This is a genomic window from Deltaproteobacteria bacterium (assembly GCA_016178705.1).
In the GTDB taxonomy this organism is placed as follows: domain Bacteria; phylum Desulfobacterota; class Binatia; order HRBIN30; family JACQVA1; genus JACOST01.
Window position 1 is genome coordinate 117,624 of sequence record JACOST010000028.1, and the last position, 18,738, is coordinate 136,361.

The 18,738-nt window shown below is 64.3% G+C and carries 20 protein-coding genes and 1 pseudogene; 11 read left to right on the plus strand and 10 right to left on the minus strand.

What is annotated here, in order from left to right; all coding sequences use genetic code 11:
* The first annotated feature begins 87 nt into the window (after positions 1-87).
* The 6 genes from HYR72_17550 (at position 88) to HYR72_17575 (ending at position 7,121) form a co-directional block, all read left to right on the plus strand.
* Entirely contained in the window at positions 88-318 is a 231-nt protein-coding gene (locus tag HYR72_17550) for a hypothetical protein (protein ID MBI1816788.1), read from the plus strand.
* Positions 319-343: 25 nt separating this feature from the next.
* Positions 344-1,540: a cytochrome P450 gene (locus HYR72_17555; GenBank protein ID MBI1816789.1), complete on the plus strand. Its 1,197-nt coding sequence runs from the start codon at positions 344-346 to the stop codon at positions 1,538-1,540.
* 128 nt (positions 1,541-1,668) lie between these two features.
* Positions 1,669-3,759 carry a beta-propeller fold lactonase family protein gene (locus HYR72_17560; GenBank protein ID MBI1816790.1) on the plus strand — a complete coding sequence of 697 codons (2,091 nt, stop codon included), beginning with the start codon at positions 1,669-1,671 and terminating at the stop codon, positions 3,757-3,759.
* 8 nt (positions 3,760-3,767) lie between these two features.
* Entirely contained in the window at positions 3,768-5,288 is a 1,521-nt protein-coding gene (locus HYR72_17565) for a tetratricopeptide repeat protein (protein ID MBI1816791.1), read from the plus strand.
* 2 nt (positions 5,289-5,290) lie between these two features.
* Positions 5,291-6,130, plus strand: coding sequence for a FecR domain-containing protein (locus tag HYR72_17570; protein ID MBI1816792.1), 840 nt, complete (start codon positions 5,291-5,293; stop codon positions 6,128-6,130).
* A 97-nt stretch (positions 6,131-6,227) separates the two neighbouring features.
* Entirely contained in the window at positions 6,228-7,121 is an 894-nt protein-coding gene (locus tag HYR72_17575; protein MBI1816793.1) for a DMT family transporter, read from the plus strand.
* 193 nt (positions 7,122-7,314) lie between these two features.
* On the opposite strand, the pseudogene HYR72_17580 reads toward HYR72_17575, so the two are convergent.
* From HYR72_17580 to HYR72_17590, 3 genes and pseudogenes are all read right to left on the minus strand, one after another.
* Positions 7,315-7,648, minus strand: a pseudogene (locus HYR72_17580) (DUF5615 family PIN-like protein).
* Positions 7,645-7,872: a DUF433 domain-containing protein gene (locus tag HYR72_17585; GenBank protein ID MBI1816794.1), complete on the minus strand. Its 228-nt coding sequence runs from the start codon at positions 7,870-7,872 to the stop codon at positions 7,645-7,647. Before HYR72_17585 ends, HYR72_17580 begins: the two are co-directional and overlap by 4 nt.
* A 149-nt stretch (positions 7,873-8,021) precedes the next feature.
* The gene (locus tag HYR72_17590) at positions 8,022-8,453 is read right to left on the minus strand and encodes a hypothetical protein (GenBank protein ID MBI1816795.1); all 432 of its coding nucleotides are present in this window, start codon (positions 8,451-8,453) and stop codon (positions 8,022-8,024) included.
* Between the two features lie 307 nt (positions 8,454-8,760).
* On the opposite strand from HYR72_17590, the gene HYR72_17595 reads away from it, so the two are divergent.
* The gene (locus HYR72_17595) at positions 8,761-8,916 is read left to right on the plus strand and encodes a hypothetical protein (GenBank protein MBI1816796.1); all 156 of its coding nucleotides are present in this window, start codon (positions 8,761-8,763) and stop codon (positions 8,914-8,916) included.
* Positions 8,917-8,997: 81 nt separating this feature from the next.
* Positions 8,998-10,620: an SMP-30/gluconolactonase/LRE family protein gene (locus HYR72_17600; protein MBI1816797.1), complete on the plus strand. Its 1,623-nt coding sequence runs from the start codon at positions 8,998-9,000 to the stop codon at positions 10,618-10,620.
* Between the two features lie 15 nt (positions 10,621-10,635).
* On the opposite strand, the gene HYR72_17605 is transcribed toward HYR72_17600, so the two are convergent.
* The 3 genes from HYR72_17605 to HYR72_17615 form a co-directional block, all read right to left on the minus strand.
* On the minus strand, positions 10,636-11,202 hold the full coding sequence (locus tag HYR72_17605; GenBank protein ID MBI1816798.1) for a hypothetical protein: 567 nt from the start codon (positions 11,200-11,202) through the stop codon (positions 10,636-10,638).
* A gap of 81 nt (positions 11,203-11,283) precedes the next feature.
* Entirely contained in the window at positions 11,284-11,664 is a 381-nt protein-coding gene (locus HYR72_17610; GenBank protein ID MBI1816799.1) for an RNA-binding S4 domain-containing protein, read from the minus strand.
* Positions 11,665-11,666: 2 nt separating this feature from the next.
* Positions 11,667-12,446 carry an SDR family oxidoreductase gene (locus HYR72_17615; protein ID MBI1816800.1) on the minus strand — a complete coding sequence of 260 codons (780 nt, stop codon included), beginning with the start codon at positions 12,444-12,446 and terminating at the stop codon, positions 11,667-11,669.
* Positions 12,447-12,720: 274 nt separating this feature from the next.
* On the opposite strand from HYR72_17615, the gene HYR72_17620 reads away from it, so the two are divergent.
* Complete coding sequence (locus tag HYR72_17620) at positions 12,721-13,356, plus strand: cysteine hydrolase (GenBank protein ID MBI1816801.1); 636 nt, start codon at positions 12,721-12,723, stop codon at positions 13,354-13,356.
* A 244-nt stretch (positions 13,357-13,600) separates the two neighbouring features.
* Here the strand turns inward: HYR72_17620 and HYR72_17625 are convergent, their stop codons facing one another.
* The gene (locus tag HYR72_17625) at positions 13,601-14,086 is read right to left on the minus strand and encodes a peroxiredoxin (GenBank protein ID MBI1816802.1); all 486 of its coding nucleotides are present in this window, start codon (positions 14,084-14,086) and stop codon (positions 13,601-13,603) included.
* A gap of 180 nt (positions 14,087-14,266) precedes the next feature.
* On the opposite strand from HYR72_17625, the gene HYR72_17630 reads away from it, so the two are divergent.
* Entirely contained in the window at positions 14,267-15,616 is a 1,350-nt protein-coding gene (locus HYR72_17630) for a hypothetical protein (GenBank protein ID MBI1816803.1), read from the plus strand.
* 180 nt (positions 15,617-15,796) lie between these two features.
* Here HYR72_17630 and HYR72_17635 read toward each other — a convergent pair whose 3' ends face one another.
* From HYR72_17635 to HYR72_17645, 3 genes are all read right to left on the minus strand, one after another.
* Positions 15,797-16,933: a membrane dipeptidase gene (locus tag HYR72_17635; GenBank protein MBI1816804.1), complete on the minus strand. Its 1,137-nt coding sequence runs from the start codon at positions 16,931-16,933 to the stop codon at positions 15,797-15,799.
* A gap of 111 nt (positions 16,934-17,044) precedes the next feature.
* The gene (locus HYR72_17640) at positions 17,045-18,070 is read right to left on the minus strand and encodes an LLM class F420-dependent oxidoreductase (GenBank protein ID MBI1816805.1); all 1,026 of its coding nucleotides are present in this window, start codon (positions 18,068-18,070) and stop codon (positions 17,045-17,047) included.
* A gap of 81 nt (positions 18,071-18,151) precedes the next feature.
* Complete coding sequence (locus HYR72_17645) at positions 18,152-18,355, minus strand: CDGSH iron-sulfur domain-containing protein (protein ID MBI1816806.1); 204 nt, start codon at positions 18,353-18,355, stop codon at positions 18,152-18,154.
* A 92-nt stretch (positions 18,356-18,447) separates the two neighbouring features.
* On the opposite strand from HYR72_17645, the gene HYR72_17650 reads away from it, so the two are divergent.
* On the plus strand, positions 18,448-18,705 hold the full coding sequence (locus tag HYR72_17650; GenBank protein MBI1816807.1) for a hypothetical protein: 258 nt from the start codon (positions 18,448-18,450) through the stop codon (positions 18,703-18,705).
* Positions 18,706-18,738: the final 33 nt, after the last annotated feature.

Genomic DNA, 18,738 nt, shown 5'->3' on the forward strand with positions numbered 1-18,738 from the left:
CTTCAATATCAATCACTCCCGCGCGCCGAGTCAGGGTGCTCGACGTTGGCACAGCGTCTGCTCTCCCAGCGAGCAGGAGGTGCGCTGATGTTTCCATCCACGTTTGTGATCTCTGGGGCAGTCGCGGCGCCGTTGGATGTGACGGCCGTGCTGGCGCCGATGGCGTTGGCGATCCTCGCTGTGGGTATTCTTGCCGGCGGGATCACACTCCTGCGCGCGGTGGTGGCGGCTCGTGTCGCACCGGCTCGGCGAGGGGTGCGGATCGCACCGCGCCGCCCACGCCCTTTGCCGCCGTCGCCGGCGCCCCACGCAGTGTGACGCAAGTCGACGCGGAGCCGTCTGTATGGATGAGATCTTCGGCGTTCCGGCCGCAGAGTTTCGTGCGGACCCGTACGGGCACTATCGCCGGATGCGCACGCTCGACCCCGTCCATTTCATTGCTGATCCCGGACTGTGGGCGCTGACGCGCTACACGGATGTGGTCGCGGCGCTGCGCGACGAGCGGCTATCGGCCGAACGCTTTCAACTGACGTTTCCCGAGATGCAGGCCTCGGCGCTGATCAGCAGCTTCGCGGGCATGATGTTGCTGCGCGATCCTCCGGATCACACACGCTTGCGGCTCTTGGTCAGCAAGGCCTTCACGCCGCGCGTAGTCGAGCGGCTGCAGCCACGCGTGCAGAGCATTGTCGATGGGCTGATCGATGCGGTGGAGCGCCGCGGCGAGACCGATCTCATGCAGAGCATCGCCGGGCCGCTGCCGGTGATGGTGATCGCCGAGTTGCTCGGCTTGCCATGGAGCGATCGCGAACAGCTCAAGCGTTGGTCGGACGCGTTGGTGATCCTCGCTGACGGCAGCCTCGCCCTCGCCGGTTTCCCGCAAGCAGAACAGAGTGCGGCCGAGTTCAAGGAATACCTCGGCGGCATTCTCGCCGAGCGGCGTGCGCGTCCCGGCAACGATCTTCGCGACGATCTGATTAGCGGGTTGCTCGCTGCTCACGAACGCGACGATCGGCTGACGGAAGACGAACTGTTCGCGACCTGCGTGCTGCTGTTGATCGCCGGCCACGAGACGACCACCAATCTCATCGGCAACGGCATGCTGGCGCTGCTGCGCCATCCGGATCAGTCGACGCGGTTACGCAGTGACCCGTCGTTGATCCGCAGCGCGATCGAAGAGCTGCTGCGCTATGAGAGCCCAGTGCAACTGACGTCGCGGGTCGCGAAGGTCGACCTGGAAATCGGCGGCAAGCCGGTCCGCACCGGGCAGGAGGTGTGCTTAGTGTTGGGCGCCGCCAACCGCGACCCGGCGCAATTCGCCGATCCTGATCGGCTCGACCTCGCCCGCGTGGACAACCATCACCTCGCGTTCGGTTTGGGGTTACACTTCTGTCTCGGTGCGCCGCTGGCGCGGTTGGAAGGACAGATCGCTGTCGCCAGCTTGCTGCGTCGCTTGCCAGAGCTTCGGCTGGCGAGCGACGCGGTCGAGTGGCGCGAGGGGATCATGATGCGCGCGCTCACCGCATTGCCGATCACGTGGTAGCAAGATTGAGGAGGACAACCGGGGGGAATAGCCTTGACGATCTGCTGAACGGCGTGCATAGAGTTCGCCGTGATGCGCGTGCAACGGGAATGGTCTAACGGATTAGGGGAGACGGGCGTAGGGGGGGCATGCATCGCCTGACCCTGGCGGTGCTGATCGTCGCGGTGGCCCTGCTGCGCGGGCCGGTGCGAGCGGATGATGGCGGCCTCAGTGTCGGAGCCGTTTGGCCGCCGTCGCACGGTGGGCGTTCCGCTCACGCGAGTGCGGCCAGCGCGAGCGGCGGCGCCGCTGCGCTACCTTCGGCGGTGCGCACGGTGCGCATTGTGTTTGAATCACCGGCGCTGCAGTGCTGCGTTGCGATCGACCCCGCTCGCGTACCGGTTGATCCGGCAAGTGGTCGGCGCCGCGTGGAGTTGGATCATCTGCCGCCCGGGCCAGCCGTGTACACGCTCAGCGGCTTCCCGACCGCCTTTGCACCGATACCGAACGGAATCACTGAAGCGTGCGTGACAATTCCAAGCGAGATTGGCGAGGCGTGTACGAGTTCGCAGTCGGCGACGCCGAGTTTCGAGAGTGGCGCGGTCGCGGTGGAGATTATCTCCGGTGAGCGTTTCGATGCGCCGGCGGTGCAACTGGCCTCGGTGCCGTTCATCGTTGAAGGATCACTGAGCCCGGCGGCGAACGAGACGATCTTGAGTCCGGTACCGCTACGATTCACCGTCGTCGACGGCGGCAGCGGCATCGCGCAAGCGTCGGTGACGGTCCAGCTCAAGCCTAGTGGCGGCAGTGTGGGAGTCCTCCCGCTGACGCTGACGGCGTGTGACGACGCGACGAGCACGCCGTGCAGCGCCGGGAGCAGCCTGGGTGTCACTGGCTTCCGGGTCGAGCGAGCCGCGCAGGTGTTGCCGGCGGGCCTCACCACCGCCCGCATCCGGGCGAGTAACCGTGCCCTGCCGCCGAGTGCGCTCGACTTCTCTTCCTCGTTCAACGTGCGGCTCGCGACGCCGACCATTACCCCCACGCAGACCCCGACGGCCACGCCGACCGCGACGCCCACCGCAACGCCAACCCGCACCTTCACCGCCACCGCGACGCCAACCCTGACACCGACGGCCACGCCAACGGTGACCCCGACCGCGACTCCGACCGCCACGCCGACGGCCACCCCGACCGCAACAATCACCCGCCACGCGACCCGCACGCGTCGCGCCACCTTCACGCGCACGTCGACGCCGACCGCGACGCCGACGCCGACGCCGACCGCGACGCCGACGCCCACGCTCACGCCCACGCGAGGGGCGCGGGTGCTCGCCTACGTCACCAACAACGGGGACAATACGGTCTCGGTTATCGACACGTACACGCGCAGCGTGATCGCCACGGTGCCGGTGCAGATCCGTCCCGAGGGCATCACGCTGACGGCCAACGGCCGGTCGGTGTACGTGACCAATACGCTCTCGAACACGGTGGTGGTCATCGACACCGCGACCAATCAACTCACGACGGCGATCCCGATTCTCGGCTTCCATCCCGAGAGCATCGAGTTTGCACCCAACCGAGCCTTCGCCTACGTCCCGAGCGAGTTCTCCAACACGGTATCGGTGATCGACACGACGACCAACACCTTGACCACGGTCATTCAGGTCGGACCGACGCCGGTGCATGACACGCCGGCGAGTGCGCGCGAAGATGTCGCGTTTTCGCGTGACGGCCGGCGGGCGTACGTGACCAACGAGACCGCCAATGCGGTGCTCGTCATTGACACTGCGACCAACAAGGTAGTCGACCGCATTCCCGTCGGCCTCAACCCGGACCCCATCAAGGCGCTGCCCAACGGGTCGGCGCTCTACGTGGGAAACGTCCTTGCCGACTCGGTGTCGGTGATCGATCCCGTTCGCAACGTCGTCACCGCTACGATCGCGGTTGGGGGCCAGCCGGAGGACATTGCGATCGCGCCGAATGGCGCGACCGGTTACGTCGCCAATGCGCGGTCCAACAGCGTCACCGTCATCAACCTCATTACCAATAGTATCTTGGCCACCATCCCGGTCGGACCGGGGCCGTCGGGAATCGCGCTGACTCCCGACGGCGCCACCGCGTACGTGACCAGCTTCGTGGGGAACTCGGTGTCGGTGATCGACATCGACTCGCTCAGCGTGGTGGCTACCGTTGCGGTCGGCAAACTTCCCGTCGACGTCGCCATAGGTGTCGTTCCATGATTCGTTCGATGAAGAGATCGCTCTCGCTGGTTACGGTGATCAGCCTGGTGTTCGGCGTTGGTGCGGTGCACGCGTCGGAGAAATCCAATCGCCTGCAGTCGCGTGGCCTGGTTGAATTTCATGCCGGGCGCTACAGCGAAGCGATGACCCTGTTCGATGAGGCGGTGGCCAGCGATCCCGACGACGTCTACGCGCGCTACTACCGTGGTGTCACGCGCGCCCGACTGGGCGACACCGCCACCGCGATCAGCGATCTGCGGGCGGTGCTGGCGGCCCAGCCGCAACTCGATCAGGCCGCGGTCGATCTCGGTGTCGTGCTGGTACAAACCGGCCAATCGGCCGAGGCCGTGCCGTACCTCGAACAAGCGCAGCGTAATCCGGAACTGGCCGGGCAAGCGTCGCTGTTCTTGGGCATCGCGCAGCTCCGACAGGACCAAGTCGAGCCGGCGGAGGCCAGCTTTACGCGCGCGGAGAAGGACCCAGAATGGGCCAACTCGGCGCGCTACTACCTCGGTGTCGTGAACTTCCGTGAAGGCAACTGGTCGCTCGCCGAGCGTCAGTTTTCATCCATCGTCGCCGACAGCCCCGACTCCGAGATGGGTCGCGAAGCCGCGGCGTTCATCGAGCGGCTGCGGGTGACCGGCACCAAGGTGTTTCATATCTATGGTGGCGCCAACTTTCAGTTCGACAGCAACGTCATCTTGGCGCCGGCGAATGCCGCGCTCAAGGGCACGCAACAGCAGCAGGCCGACGGCCGCGCCACGTTTCAAGTCGGCGGCCGCTATACCCTCTGGCATTCGCGACAGCTATTTGCGGCGGTCGGCTACGAAGCCTACCAGGATGCGCACGTCAATCTGAGCCAGTTCAACGTCGAAGACCACCGCGGTAGCGTGCAACTGGGGTGGAACCCGGGCCCGTTTCGGATTGGTTTGATCGGGCGCTACGATTACTACCTGCTGCAAACAAATAGTTTCCTCCAGGCGGGTTCCGCGTTAACATGGGCTGAAATAGCGGAGGCGAATCTGGGTCGAATGGAAGTTTCCTTTGGTGTGCACCGGAACGACTTCAAGAATTCCGCGTTCTTTGTGCGCGATGCCTTCAACTATGCGCCCGGCGCCAGGCAGTACGTCTATCTGGGATCGCCCGACCGATATGTGGCGGTGGGATACCAGTGGGATCGCGAGGATCCGGTGGTGTCGAACGACATCCCGCCCAAGCAGGGCCAGACCGCCGCGTCGCAAGCCAACTCCTTCGCCTACGACGGCAACGAGGTCAACGCCGGCTTCGGTTGGGATTTCCCGGAGTCCATCATCTTCGGGCTGAACTTCTCGTATCGCCACGAGCGCTACGCTCCGCCGAGCAACGGCCGGCGTGACGACGAGTACGGACTGGTTGCGGACTGGCGTCGGCCGATCGACGAACATATCGATTTCGTCCTGGCCTACATCGGCGACTTCAACAATTCCAATCAGGGGCAATTCACTTACGATCGCAACATTGGTTCCATTGGCTTCGAAGCGAGGTTCTAACTATGAATCGTAAACGAACCATCACGATCCTAACCGGCTTGCTCCTTTCACTGACGGTTGTTGCGCACGCACAGGAGGTCGGCACGGTGGCGGCCGCCGACGGCAGTGGCGAGATCGGCCGCGACGGCGGGTGGACGCCAGCGGCGATTGGCGCCGCCATCTACAGCGGCGACCACCTGCGGACCGGCCAGCCCGGCCGGCTCCGCGTCGTCTTTCAGGATGACAGCGTCCTGACGGTCAGCGCCAGTTCGGAGGTGACGGTCGACCGCAACGTCTTCGATCCCAAGCAAGGCAAGGTGGAGTCGTCCTTCGATCTGCTCAAAGGCAAAGTCAGTTCGCTCGTCAGCGAGTACTACCACAACACCGGCGCCGTCTATCAAGTGAAGTCGCCGACCGCCGTCGCGGGCGTGCGCGGTACGGAGTTCACCATCGCGTACAACGCGGATTCCGACAGCACGGAAGTGGTCGGGATCAGCGGTCACGTGGAGGTGCGGGGTCTGGCCGATCCGTCCGCGCCGGGCGTGCTGATCACGGCGGAGGAGACGACGATGGTGCGACGCGGCGAATTGCCCAGCTCACCCCGTCGGCTCGACGACGCCTTCATGCGCCAGCAACTCAGCGACATCAGTTTCGTCGGCGGCGGCCGGGCCGAGAGTTTGGGAAGCGATCATCCCCTCCGCGTCGGGGCGAGCGTGCCGGCATCCGATCGCGCCGGTGTGACGGCGGGACCGCCGCCGGTCGTCGACCTGTCGACGCAGACCTTCAGTCGGCGCGATGCCAGCGACCTGATCGGCAAACCGGGCCTGTCGGGCCTGCGTGGCCAACTCGGCATCTCGTTCTGAGTGTCACGAGCACGCGTCACGAATTTCTGATCGTTGCATCACGAGTGCGCGATCGGCTGGCGCGGCTGTGCGCCGAGTTTAACGGAAGCCAAAAAGGATGAGCCACTCGCTGCGCGGTTTCGCGCTCGCGGTGCTGGCCGCGGCCTTGTGGGGCTTGGCGCCGGTGGCGACCAAGGGCGCGCTGGCCGGCTACGCGCCCGAACTGATCAGCGTCGTGCGCTTGGGGTTGGCCGCGTTGCTCTTCCGCGTCCTGGGCGGTACCGGCACGCGCTGGTGGTCCGGTAACGGCTGGTCGTGGATCAGCGGCATCGCGCTCGGCGCTGACTTCATCATGTACAACTACGGCCTGCGTCTGACCGACGCCGGTGTGTCGGGACTGGTAATCAATATCGAGTTGGTCACCACCATCGGACTTGCCGTGTGGCTGCTCGATGAACGGTTGACCCGCCGCCGCACGCTGGGATCCGCTGTGACATTGCTCGGCGCGATTTACGTTGGCCTCAACGGCGCGGCGCTCGGCGATCTCGTCGCGCGCGATCGTCTCATTGGCAACGGGTTGGTGATGCTGGCGGGCGTCGCGTGGTCCGTGTTCGCGGTGGCGCAACGCAAGGTGCCGCGGCAGGGCAATCTGTTTCAGCTGCTGGCGCCGATCTTCTTCGTTGCCGCGTTGACCGCGGTGCCGCCGCTGTTGCTCCCGTCGGCGTGGCACAATCCAACCGGAGTGGCGCCGACACTGATGCTGCTCGTGCTCGTCCTCGCGTGCACCATAGGTGTCTATGCGGCGTACGCGCGCAGCCAGGAGTTGGTGGACGTGAGCGTGTTGGCGATCGTGTTAGCGTCGATCCCGGTGTTCGCGATCGCGTTCGCCTGGCTGTTGTTGGGTGAGCCCGTAACCATGCGAGTGATCGTTGGCGGTGCGATCATTCTCGCCGGCGTATTGCTGATCACCATCGAACGGCCAGCGACGACAGCCGTGGAGCGGGCGCAGTGAAAATGAAGTGCGGGACCGCTCAGGCTGAGCCCATCGAAGCACGGGGCTGGGCTTTCAGCCGTCCGCTCGCGTCGCCAGCGATCGCGTTCGAAGGGAAGCGGTGTGCACTCGCTCGATTGGGCTGAGCGTCGTGCCGGTCAGGCGCGGCATCTTCTTCGCCGTCGCGTGGAGCGGCTGGTTCGGCCAGGTGTGGTCACGACAATACCAAGAAGGAGGCATCGGAGTCCTGCTCGAAAGCGCGGAGATCGGCCTCATGCTGCCGGAGCAGCGACTCGATCTCGTCCGTGGAGCAGTTGCCCCGACGTATCCACACCACCTTCGGCGGGTGCCCGCGCAGAAAGCTGAGTTGATGAAAATCGGAATCCTTAGGAGACGATCGTGAAGCCTTGGGTCCCCGCGTGCTGCCAGACGGCATCGTCATCGGCGCGGCCAAGCCCGACATTACGAACGTGATCGCTGTTCGGGAATACATCTGCCAGCGACCCTACGAGCCGGTGCGAGAGATTCTGGTCGAAGAGCAAGTTCACGTCGGGGGAACTTCAAGGAGTCGTCGCTCTCGATCGGCTGCAAATGCCAAGCAGGCGCGGATATCCTCGCGGGTGAGATCCGGGAAGTCACTGAGAATCTGCGTCTCAGACATCCCCGAGGCGAGATACTCGAGCACATCGTACACGGTGATCCGCAGCCCGCGAATACACGGCTTCCCTCCACGCTTCCCCGGTTCAATCGTGATCAAAGCACGATAGTCCATGTGCGCACCGTATGCCTGTCTTTGCCCTGCCGTCAACCGTCACTGCTGCGCAAGCCGAACGTTGGCGCGTATGCGCGGCGCGCTCGCAAGTTCAGAATACGCCCCCACGGCGCGTCCGCTCGACACGCTGGTTCTACGCACGGCAGCGGCTACGACGGAAGCTTGTCCCACCTGCCTAGATGCGATTTGACGTCGCGCCATCCGAGCCCCTCGAACCCGGGCTTGTATGGCTTGCCGTCCCGCTTCGTTTTGCGCTGGCCGAGCCAAGCCTCGTGAACCTCAGCGCTCGAAAGGACGTAGTACTCGAATGGCAAGTCGAGGTCAGCCGGGATGAACGCGACCACGTAGAACAGGTCGTTCTGTGGGTTCCGTTCGAGAGCCACCTTGCTGACCGGCACCCAGGTCTTGGTGGACGCCGTCTTAACCTGGACCGTGAAGCGCGTTCCCCCGGGTGACGAGCAAATGAGATCGAGCGCAGGTGTGTTGCCGAGAGTGATCGCCGCGTCGTGACTGCGCCTCGACAGCTCAGACGCTACGCCTAGCGCTCCGGCCCAACCGGTGTGGTGCCTCGAACGTGGCATGGCTCCCCCTCTTGTTGCGTAGAACAAGTATTCGGCCGGTCTCTAGTAACGCGGCCAACGTTGCATGGTTCGGAACGCAACACGGGTGGTTCGCGCTTCGCAACGGCGGTGATCGGGCTCTCGATTCGCGCACTTGGCGGTCCGGCGTGACGGCGGTCTCTCCTTACTTACGCTGCGTGCGCCGGTCAGTCGAAGATCGCACGGGGCCGTGATGAGCGCGGACGCTCACCACCCCAGCAGTCGGTCCACTGGGCTGCGCAGCCCGCCCGGTCCCCGATTAGGACCCTTCGACCCGCTCAGGACAGGCGTGGGTATAGATCACGGTGGTACTGACATCGCGATGCTCTTGTTGGGCGAGCCGATCACCCCGCGAGTTATCGGTGGCGGTGCGATCATTCTTGGCTGCGTATTGCTGATCACCATCGAACGGCCGGTAACGACGGCTGTGGAGCGGGCGCAATGAAAATGGAGTGTGGGTTATGAACAGCACGCTGAACCGATGCCAGGTGTTTGTGACACTCGCGGAGCGTGGTACCAATAAGGCATGACGATACTGCGCCGGGCGTTGATCGTCTTGGTAGTCTATCGAACGATGCTGTCGGCGCTCGCGTGCGCTCAGACGATCGATGAGTTCCCGCTGCCAACGCCCAACAGTCAACCGGCTTTCATCGTCGTTGGCGGAGACAACAAGTTGTGGTTCACCGAGCTCCGCGGCGCGATTGGGCGCGTCAGTCCGAGTAGTACGGACGTGATCACGGAGTTTCCCGTGCGCCCGATCGATAGCCCGTCGGCTCCCGCTGTTATCGCGCATGGCAAGGGCTTGGAACTCTGGTTCACCGACTATACCCACAGCACCTTCGGGCACGTCGCATTTGACGGCAACGCCATTGAGTACTCACCACTGACTGGTGCCCCGGGTGGGATCACGTTGGGGTCCGATGGCAACATCTGGATCGCAGAGACGCGCACGCACTTACTCGCCCGCGTGCGGGTGAGGAGTTTTCTCGATGTGGAGGAGTTTCAAGTCAACGCCGTCTCGCCGGCGAGCATCACGTCGGGCCCCGACGGCAATCTGTGGTTCACCGACAGCGCGGATCTGATCGGGCGAGTGCCGCCGACGAACGTGGCTGCGAGCGTCGTGTTCCCGGTTCTAACGGACCACAGTCGTCCGCTGGGAATCGCCTCTGGCCCCGACGGCAACCTGTGGTTTACTGAATCAGAAGGCAACAAGATCGGACGCATCACGATCACCGGCACCGTCAGCGAGTATCCCGTACCGACGGCGAACAGTCGTCCCTACTTCATCACCGCGGGCGCCGACGGCAACTTGTGGTTTACCGAGAACGGCGCAAACAAGATCGGCCGGATTTCGCCGAGCGGCACCATCGAGGAGTTCACGATCCCAACCGCCGCCAGCGACCCGCGTGGCATCGCTTGGGGTCCAGACGATCAGATCTGGTTCTGCGAAACGGCCGTAAACAAAATTGCGCGGGTCAACATCGGCGTGCCCACACCCACGCTCATCAACACGCCGACTCGGACGCCGACCTGGACGGTCTCGCCGACGCTCACGCCGCTGCCGACCACGACCCCAACGGCAACGCGGACGGAAACCGTCCCATCAACCGCGACGACGACTGCCCTCGGTGCGGCGACCGCGACGGCGAGCGCGTCGCCGACCGCCAGCGCGACGGCCACGCCCACGTTGATAACAGTGCCGCTCGTCACACCGGTGACTGTGACGGACACGACGATCGCAGTCAGTGACGTGAGCGTGCTTCCCAACAGCGGGACGGTGATGATCGACAACGAACAGATGACCTACGACGGCAAGCAGCCCTTCGCTAGTGCCAGCGCAATTGGAAGTGCGGCCGCCGCGCAGCCGGGAGTGCTGTTGAACGTCCGACGCGGCGTAAACGGAACGATGCCGGCCGCTCATCAGGCGGGAGCGATCGTCGTGTTGATTCGGACCACGCGATGTGTCGGCGACTGCGATGGCGGCCATACGGTCACCGTCGAAGAGTTGGTCAAGGGAGTCAACATCGCGCTTGGCATCGCGCCACTTACCGACTGCGACGCGTTCGATGCCAACAACGATAGCGAGGTGACGGTCGAGGAGTTGGTTACGGCGGTGAGTAGCGCGTTGAACGAATGCCCCTCGGCATGAATCTGGCCGTCTCGCTCAGTCCTCTGTTTCGGTGTCCATCTCCGCCGAGCCCGCTTGACCCTCAGGCTCAACCGCTGCCTCTGCCGGCGCCTTCGCCTTGAGTGCGCGGTGCGCGCGCAGCAACTCCTCGCGACTCGACTCGTCGCGAAGGATGGCCAGGCCGCGCCTTGCGATGGCCTCGGCACGCCCGCGGTCGTGGAGGTTTACCGCCGCGATCTCCATCATCGCGATGTAGGGAAGCGCTTCCGCCGGAAACTGTTCGGCGATTGTCTGGTACGCGTCGATGGCTTCCTCGTAGCGCCCCCGCTTACGTTTCGCCTCGGCGATGCTGTAAGCGGGCTCGTTTCGGCCCGCATGACGAGGAAAAAACAGAGAGCCCGTGGGCTGTGCGGCGAGGGCCGCGAGTGGTGCCGCAATGATGATCGCGGCCACGATCGCACACGCGAGACCCAGGAGTCGCTTCAACGCGCCGTCCGAATCCCCGATCGTCGTTGCAAAGAGAAGCCAGGCGATCACGCCGAGCGGAATGGCGAACAGGATGCGCCAACCCAGCGCGATCAGAATCTCTCGGCGATCATCCATGCAGCGAGGTGCAGTCAGGTGCTGCCCGACTCGTACCACCCGCAATCCCGTGGCGCCACTCGCGCGAAGGACGGGCGTTGCTCAATGGTCTCGCAGTCGGTCGAGTTGCCGGCGGTCGCGCTTGGTCGGCCGGCCGCTGCCGGGCTCGCGCTGCAACGGCGGGGGTTCACGCCGGGCGCGCGGCGGTGGCGGCGGAGTGAAGTCTTCGTAGAGCAGACGCGCTTGCTCGGCTGGTCCGCGGCGCTCCGACAGCAGGCGCACCTCGAGTTCGCGTGCGCCTCCTTCGGTGGTGACGGTCAGACGATCGCCGACGCGCAGCGCTTTGTGTGGCTTGGCGCTGGCGCCGTTGACGTGGACCTTGCCGCCATCGCAGGCAGTGGCCGCGAGTGTACGGCTGCGAAACATGCGCGCTGCCCACAGCCAGCGATCGAGGCGGACGGACTCGGTGGCGCTGTCGATCATCGTCACCACGCGGTCCACCCGCCGTCGACGTAGACCACCGAGCCGGTGACGTAGCTCGACTGCGGCGAGGCGAGGAACACGACAGCGGTGCGGACTTCGTCGGGCCGTCCGAGTCGGCCGAGCGGCGTGAGTCGCTCCATTCGCTCTCGATTGTCGCCCTTGGCGAGTCCACCTTCGGTCATTTCGGTGGGGAACCACGCTGGCGCGATCGCGTTGACGGTGATCTTGTGCGGCGCCCACTCGATGGCCAGCTGCCGCGTGAAATTTTCCGCCGCGGCCTTACTGGCTGCGTAACCGGCGCTCCGGTAGATGCCGTTGGCGAGCGCGGCCACCACCGACGTGACGTTGATGATTCGCCCGCCGACGCCGCGAGCGATCATGCGCCGGCCGACTTGCTGACAGAAGTGAAAAACGGCGTGGACGTTGACGTCAAAGGCGTGCTGCCACTTCTCGATCGAGTAGTGTTCAACCCGACCGGTCGGGGCGACGCCGGCATTGTTGACGAGCACGTCAATTTCGCCGAACTGCTGACTGACCTCCGCGACCGCGCGGGCGATGTCGCCGGGTTGCCGCAGGTCGGCAGTGGCGACGACGGCGCGCCGGCCGAGCGTCCGCAGTTCGTCGGCGAGATCGTCGAGCCGTTCACGCCGGCGCGCCACCAGCGCGACATCCGCACCGGCGATGGCCAGCGCCCGCGCGAACTCCACGCCGAGTCCCGCCGATGCCCCGGTGACCAACGCGACCTTGCCGTTCAATCCGAAGAGGTCCTGCAGTGTATCCATCGTCTTCTCCGCCTGGTTTCGCACCAGAAGCGGCCCCTCGATACGCAGCCCTTCGATACGAAGGCTTCGCCTTCTACTCAGTGCCGCTACTCGGGGAAGCGGTTGTTCTTACGGAATCCAATTCCCGTTTGCCCGAGTAGATCGCGAAGCGATCGTATCGAGGGCCTTCTTGTGCGGGCCCCTCCGATTCCGCCGTTGCGACTAGCGAGTTGCGCCGGGACTCACAAGCCGTGTTAAACTCGGAATGCCATGGTGATGGATGGAGAGAGCAGACATGAGTGATCTCGTACTCGATCGCGGGCGCTGTGCCGTGGTCGTGATCGAATGTCAGAACGATCTGATCCACGAATCGAAGATCGGCGTCAAAGGCATCGGCGGGGCGTTGGCCACCGCGGTGCGTGATCGAGGTGTGCTACCTCGCATCAGTCAGGTGTTACAGGCCGCCCGCGCCGCGGGCGTGCCGGTGTTGTATGCGAACAAGGAAAGTCGTCCCGGTATGCCCACGACCGACGCGCCGATATTCCGTTGGAGTCAGAAACATCCGATGCTGATCGAAGGCACCTGGGGCGCGGCCGTCCACGACGCGATCGCGCCGCAGCCCGGTGATCATGTGTTGCGGCGCGTGCTCAGTATCGATGCGTCGTACGGCTCCGGACTGTATGGCACGTTGCGCGCACTGCAGCGCGATACGCTGATCGCGCTCGGGGTCTCGACCAACTTCGCGGTCGAAGGCACGGTGCGCGGCGCGGTGAATCGCCTGTTCCGGACCGTCGTGGTGGGAGACTGCTGCGCCAGCGTGCCCGAGGAGATGCACCGCTTCTCGGTCGAACGGATCCTGTCGTTACTCGGAACCGTGACGACGAGCGATGCGGTGATTGCGGCGCTGCGGCAAACGTTTCCGTCTCCCTGAGGGGCTGTCCACAAGCGCGCGCTGGTTCCAACCAGATTTCCCTCTCCTTGTAGGGGCGACGCATGCGTCGCCCGCGACGTGACATGTTCGCGGCGGAGAAGCCGGAGGGCGATGCATGCATCGCCCCTACGCTCAGAGAAAGTCGAAAGTCTCTGAGGGAGAGGGTCAGGGTGAGGAGGGCAGCGGCGTGCGCGATTGCCCTCACCCCAGCCCTCTCCCAGAGGGAGAGGGAGCGAGCGTCGACCTACAGTTTGCCCAGAACCGACTCGGCGCTCGATACGTTGAGCCCCGGACCGGGCTCGACGAGCAAGTCTTGCACGACGCCGTCGTTGACGATCATCGCGTAGCGTTGCGAACGCAGGCCCATGCCAAACCCGCTGGCGTCGAGCGTGAGACCGAGCGCCTTGGTCAGATCGCCGTTACCGTCGGCGATCATGCGCACCTTGCCGGCCGCGTTGTTGGCCTTGCCCCACGCGCCCATGACGAAGGCGTCGTTGACCGACAGGCAGACGATGTCCTTCACGCCCTTGGCCTTGATCGCGTTGGTCTGCTCCAGGAATCCGGGCAGGTGCTTCATCGAACACGTCGGGGTGAACGCGCCCGGCACGGCGAACACGACGACCTTCTTACCCTTGAAGATTTCATCGACCGTGACCGGCTTGGGGCCGCTGTCCCCCATCTCCGCCAACTTCACATCGGTCGGCAAACGATCGCCCGCTTTGATGGCCATGTAGTCCTCCTCAGCTTTGAATGTAGATCCTTCCTTTATCTGGGCCCCCGCAGCGGATCAACCCGCGGTCGCATGCGAGTTTCGCAGCATGCGAATTCGCGGTTGCCCGATGCGGTTGCGTCGCGTAAACTCCGCATCGTGAAAACATCGAGTCAATCGCAGCGGGTAGTAGGATCGGCGTTGATCGTTGCAGCCTTGCTGCTGGCAGGCTGCGCCGGTAGCGGCGAACCGGCGTCGACGGGCTCGGTCTCCGGCTCGACCTTCGCGCGGATTCAGACTGAAGTCTTCAACGTCAGTTGCTCGTCCGACTCGTGCCACAGCAGCGTGGGACGCGCCGGCAACTTGGTGCTTGAGGAGGGTCAGTCTTGGGACAGCTTGGTCAACGTTTCCCCAAGCAACCCGGTCGCCGCAGCCGACGGGTGGATGCGGGTGATGCCCAGCCGGCCGGACTCAAGTTTCTTGCTCGCCAAAGTGGCGGACAACCTCGCGGCGGGCCAAGGGCAATCGATGCCGTGGGGTGCGGCGCTGCTGACCACCGAGACGGTCGACGTCATCCGCGCGTGGATCGTTGCCGGCGCGCCGCACGACGGCATCGTTCCGGGTGACGATGGCCGCCCGCTCGGCGGTGGCGGCGAGAAGCCGGGCGACATCGTGCTGCCGCCGCCAGCCAAAGGCGTGCAGTTGCAAGTGACGGCTGCGGCAATTCCAAAAGGCAAAGAGGAAACCAGTTGTCACTACTTGAAGCTCCCTTCCGACGTCGATTTCGACGTGAACCGATTCCAGATCGCTGTGACCGGCGGCAGTCATCACGTTCATTTGTATCGGCCGTATGATTCGACGCTGAACCTCGCCGACGGCGTCGAGGTATGCAACACTGCAGTGGACTTCGACAAGTGGGAGCTGGTGGTCGCCACGCAATTGCGCCACAGCGATTGGGAGCTGCCCGAGGGCGTCGCGTATCACTTCCACGCCGGCGAGCAGTTGCTGATGCAGACCCACTTCGTCAACGTTGGTTCACTGGAGACCGACGGCGACGGCAAGGTGCTGATGAATCTCAACGCGGCCGCAGCCGGCAGCGTCACCGCTCACGCCGGCGCCATCTTTGGCCAGGACAAGGATGTATTCGTCGCTGCACATTCCACTCCTACGTTAAGCGCCGAGTGCGTCTTTCCCAAGCCAATCGTCCTGATGGCGGAGACAGGGCACTACCATTTCCGCGGTCGACACTTCTGGGCGTATCGCTGGGACAACAACATGCTCGGCGATCTGACCTACGAGTACGTCGGATACGACGATCCGCCGTTCGCGGTCCACGCTCCACCGCTGGAATTTGCCGCGGGGCAGGGCTTGCAATGGCAGTGCTACTGGGAGAACAACACGGACAACGACTTCAAGTTCGGCCCGTTCACCGATACCAACGAGCACTGCAACTGGTTCGGCTTCTACTATCCGACCGACACCGACAACGAAGCGATCACCTGCGTCAAGAAGGACGGCGTCTCGGTGACCACGGTGCGCGCGCCGAAGTAGACCTCGATCCGAAGAGAGAAGCGAAACCGCCGATTCACGCCGATGTACGCAGATGCGGAATTGGCTCCACTGCAAGACGTTCGGAACGCGTGATCACTCGTAGCCGCAGGCTTTAGCCTGCGTCCGAAACGAAGAGCGCAGGCTGAAGCCTGCGGCTACGGCGGAGTGCGGTGGTTCAGGCTACCCGCACACGTCTGTGATCACGCGGAGCGCGTTTTCTCCCAGCACCTTGCGCACCGTCTGCGGCCGCTGACCGCGGGCGAGCAAGCCGGCGGTCAGGCGGGGCAACGTCGTGACGTCCTCCAAGCCTGTTGGAGGCGTGATGAAGCCGTCGTAGTCGCTGCCGATGCCGACGGCATCTTCACCCCCGACGTTGATGGCGTGATCGAAGTGATCGAGCACGCGGTCGAGGTTGGCATCGTGGTCGGCGACGAAGCTGCTCGCCAAAACCATTCCGATCACGCCGCCGCGCTCGGCGACCGCACGAATCTGCTCGTCGGTGAGATTGCGCCGGTGCGGACACACCGCGCGACAGCCGGCATGGCTCACCATGAACGGCCGCTGCATCACCGTGAGTGCATCGGCAAATCCCGCATCGTTCACATGCGCGAGGTCGACCAGCATTTTGAGCCGCTCCATTTCACCGATCAGGTCGCGGCCAAAGTCGGTCAAGCCGCGACCGTCGAATTCGGGCACGGTCATCGGATATGCGGCTTCGGTGGCTTGAAAGTGGACCAGGCCGATCGAGCGCAGCCCTCGCTCGTAGGCCGTGCGTACGTTGTCGAGCGAGCCCTCGATGCCGTGCGTACCTTCGAGACAAGGCAGGCCGGCGATCTTTCCCGCGGCGCGCGCGGCGCGAATCTCCGTGCCGTTGCCGACGACGACAAACCGATCCGGATAGCGTCGCGCGGTTTCGTGCATGAGATCGAGTGTCGCGAGCACGGCCTCGATTCCGCGCTGGCGTTCGAACCACGCCAGCATCTTCAGCGGTAGCATCAGCTCGGGACGGACTTCGCGCGGATTGACGACGATACCAAAGCCGACTGCGCTGACGCCGCCTTCGGCGAGGCGAGGCAAGTCCGCGTGCCACGCAAACGGCGCCGACGGCAACCGATTCTCATGGCCTCGGCCCATGTCGTAACCGAACAGTCTCGCCCACAAGAACGAGTCGACGTGAAGATCGACCACCAGCGAGTCGTGATGTAGCGCCAGCGCATCCGCCGACACCGGTGCGGCCGGCGCGCGCTGGCTGCAGCCGAGCGCCAGCGCCCCGGCCGTTAGCGCGCTTCGTTGCAGCAACTCGCGGCGAGTGAGCATGGAGGATAGTAGGCAGTGGGCAGTCGGCAGGGGGCAGTTGAGGTAGGAGTCAGCAGTCCAGAGTCAGAAGTCCTACTGCCGACTGCCCCCTACCGACTGCCGACTATCTTCCTACTGTGCCTCCGCCAGTACTCGGAGCGTCTCCACTTGCATCGTGGCGCAGATCATTGTCGTCACGCTCGACTCGCTCCAGGCTGCTAAGCGATCGCGGATACGTTCCTTCGGGCCGACCAGCGACACCTCGTCAGCGAGTGCGTCGGGCACTGCGGCGGTGGCTTCGTTCTTCTTGCCGTCGAGGTAGAGATCTTGGATCGTCTTTGCCGCCGCCTCGAAGCCGTAACGGCAGGCGAGGTCGTTGTAGAAATTCTTGCCGCGCGCGCCCATGCCGCCGATGTAGAGCGCGAGGATCGGCTTGATGAAGTTGAGGCACGCGGCGACGTCGTCGCCGAGAATCACCGTGGGGCCGGCGGCGATGTCGAAGGTCTGGAGGTTTTTGCCGCCGCCCGCTTTCTTGAACCCCGCTTGCAAAGCATCGCCATACACTTTCTCCGCGCGATACGGCGAGTAGAAAATCGGCAACCAGCCGTCGGCGATCTCGGCAACTTGCTCGACGCTCTTGAGTCCGGTGGCGGCGACGTAGATTGGAATCTGGCGTCCGCGCAGGATGCTCTTGAGCGGCTTGCCGAGTCCGCTGGCGCCCGCGCCGCGATACGGGATCTGGTAGTGCTCGCCGCTGTGTTCGACGGGTTTCTCGCGCGCCCAGATCGCGCGCAGGATCTCGATGTACTCGCGCGTCCGCTTGAGCGGCTTGCCGTACGGCACGCCGTGCCAGCCTTCGACCACTTGCGGTCCGGAGACGCCGAGGCCGAGCAGGAAGCGACCGCCGGAAAGCTGATCGAGCGTGGTCGCGGTCATCGCCGTCATCGCCGGCGTGCGGGCGGGCATCTGCATGATGCCGGTGCCGACTTTGATCTGCTTGGTCTGCGCCGCGATCCACGTCGCGGGCGTCACCGCATCGGAGCCGTAGGCTTCCGCCGTCCACACCGAATGGAAGCCGAGGCGATCGGCTTCGTGAATCATCTCCATGTTGAGCGCCATGCGCGCGCCCGAGTATCCCGCGTTCAATCCGAAGCGCATAATGTCTCCTCGTGAATCGTGAGTCGTGAGTCGTGAGTGTGAGTCGAGATTGGCTCGTCACTCACTACTCGTCACTTGCTCTCAGCGCGCTGGCTCTTCCGATTTGAACCCGACCTTGGTGTGCGTGCCGTCGCAGAACGGCTTGTTCGCCGACTGGCCGCAGCGACAGAGGTAGATCGGATCTTCGCTGAGTTTGAAATCGGCGCGCTTGGCGTCGACGAGCTGAATCGCGCCCTTCACTTCGTAGGGGCCGTCCTTGAGTGTTTTGATTCGGATGTCTGCCATCGATGCACCTCCGTGCGGGTAGTGGAATGGCTCCCTCAGTACTGCGGCCTCGTGTCTCGTGCAAGCCGGGGCACCGTGATAGAACGCGGTGCATGGACTTCGTCGAGATGCTGCAGAAGGTTCTGTCGCCGACCGACTTCGCCCGCATGCAAGCGTGGATGATGGGAATGGAGCCGGCGCGCCAAATGGAGATGATGCAGTTCATCACTGATCGCGAGACCCGCGCGCCCGCCATTGGCGATCCCGCGCCCGACTTCGAGTTGCCGCGGCTCGGCAGCGACGAGCGCGTACGGTTGTCGACCTTTCATGGCGACCAGCCGGTGGCGTTGATCTTCGGCAGCTTCACCTGACCGCCGTTTCGTGCCCAGGTTGGGCACCTCGAA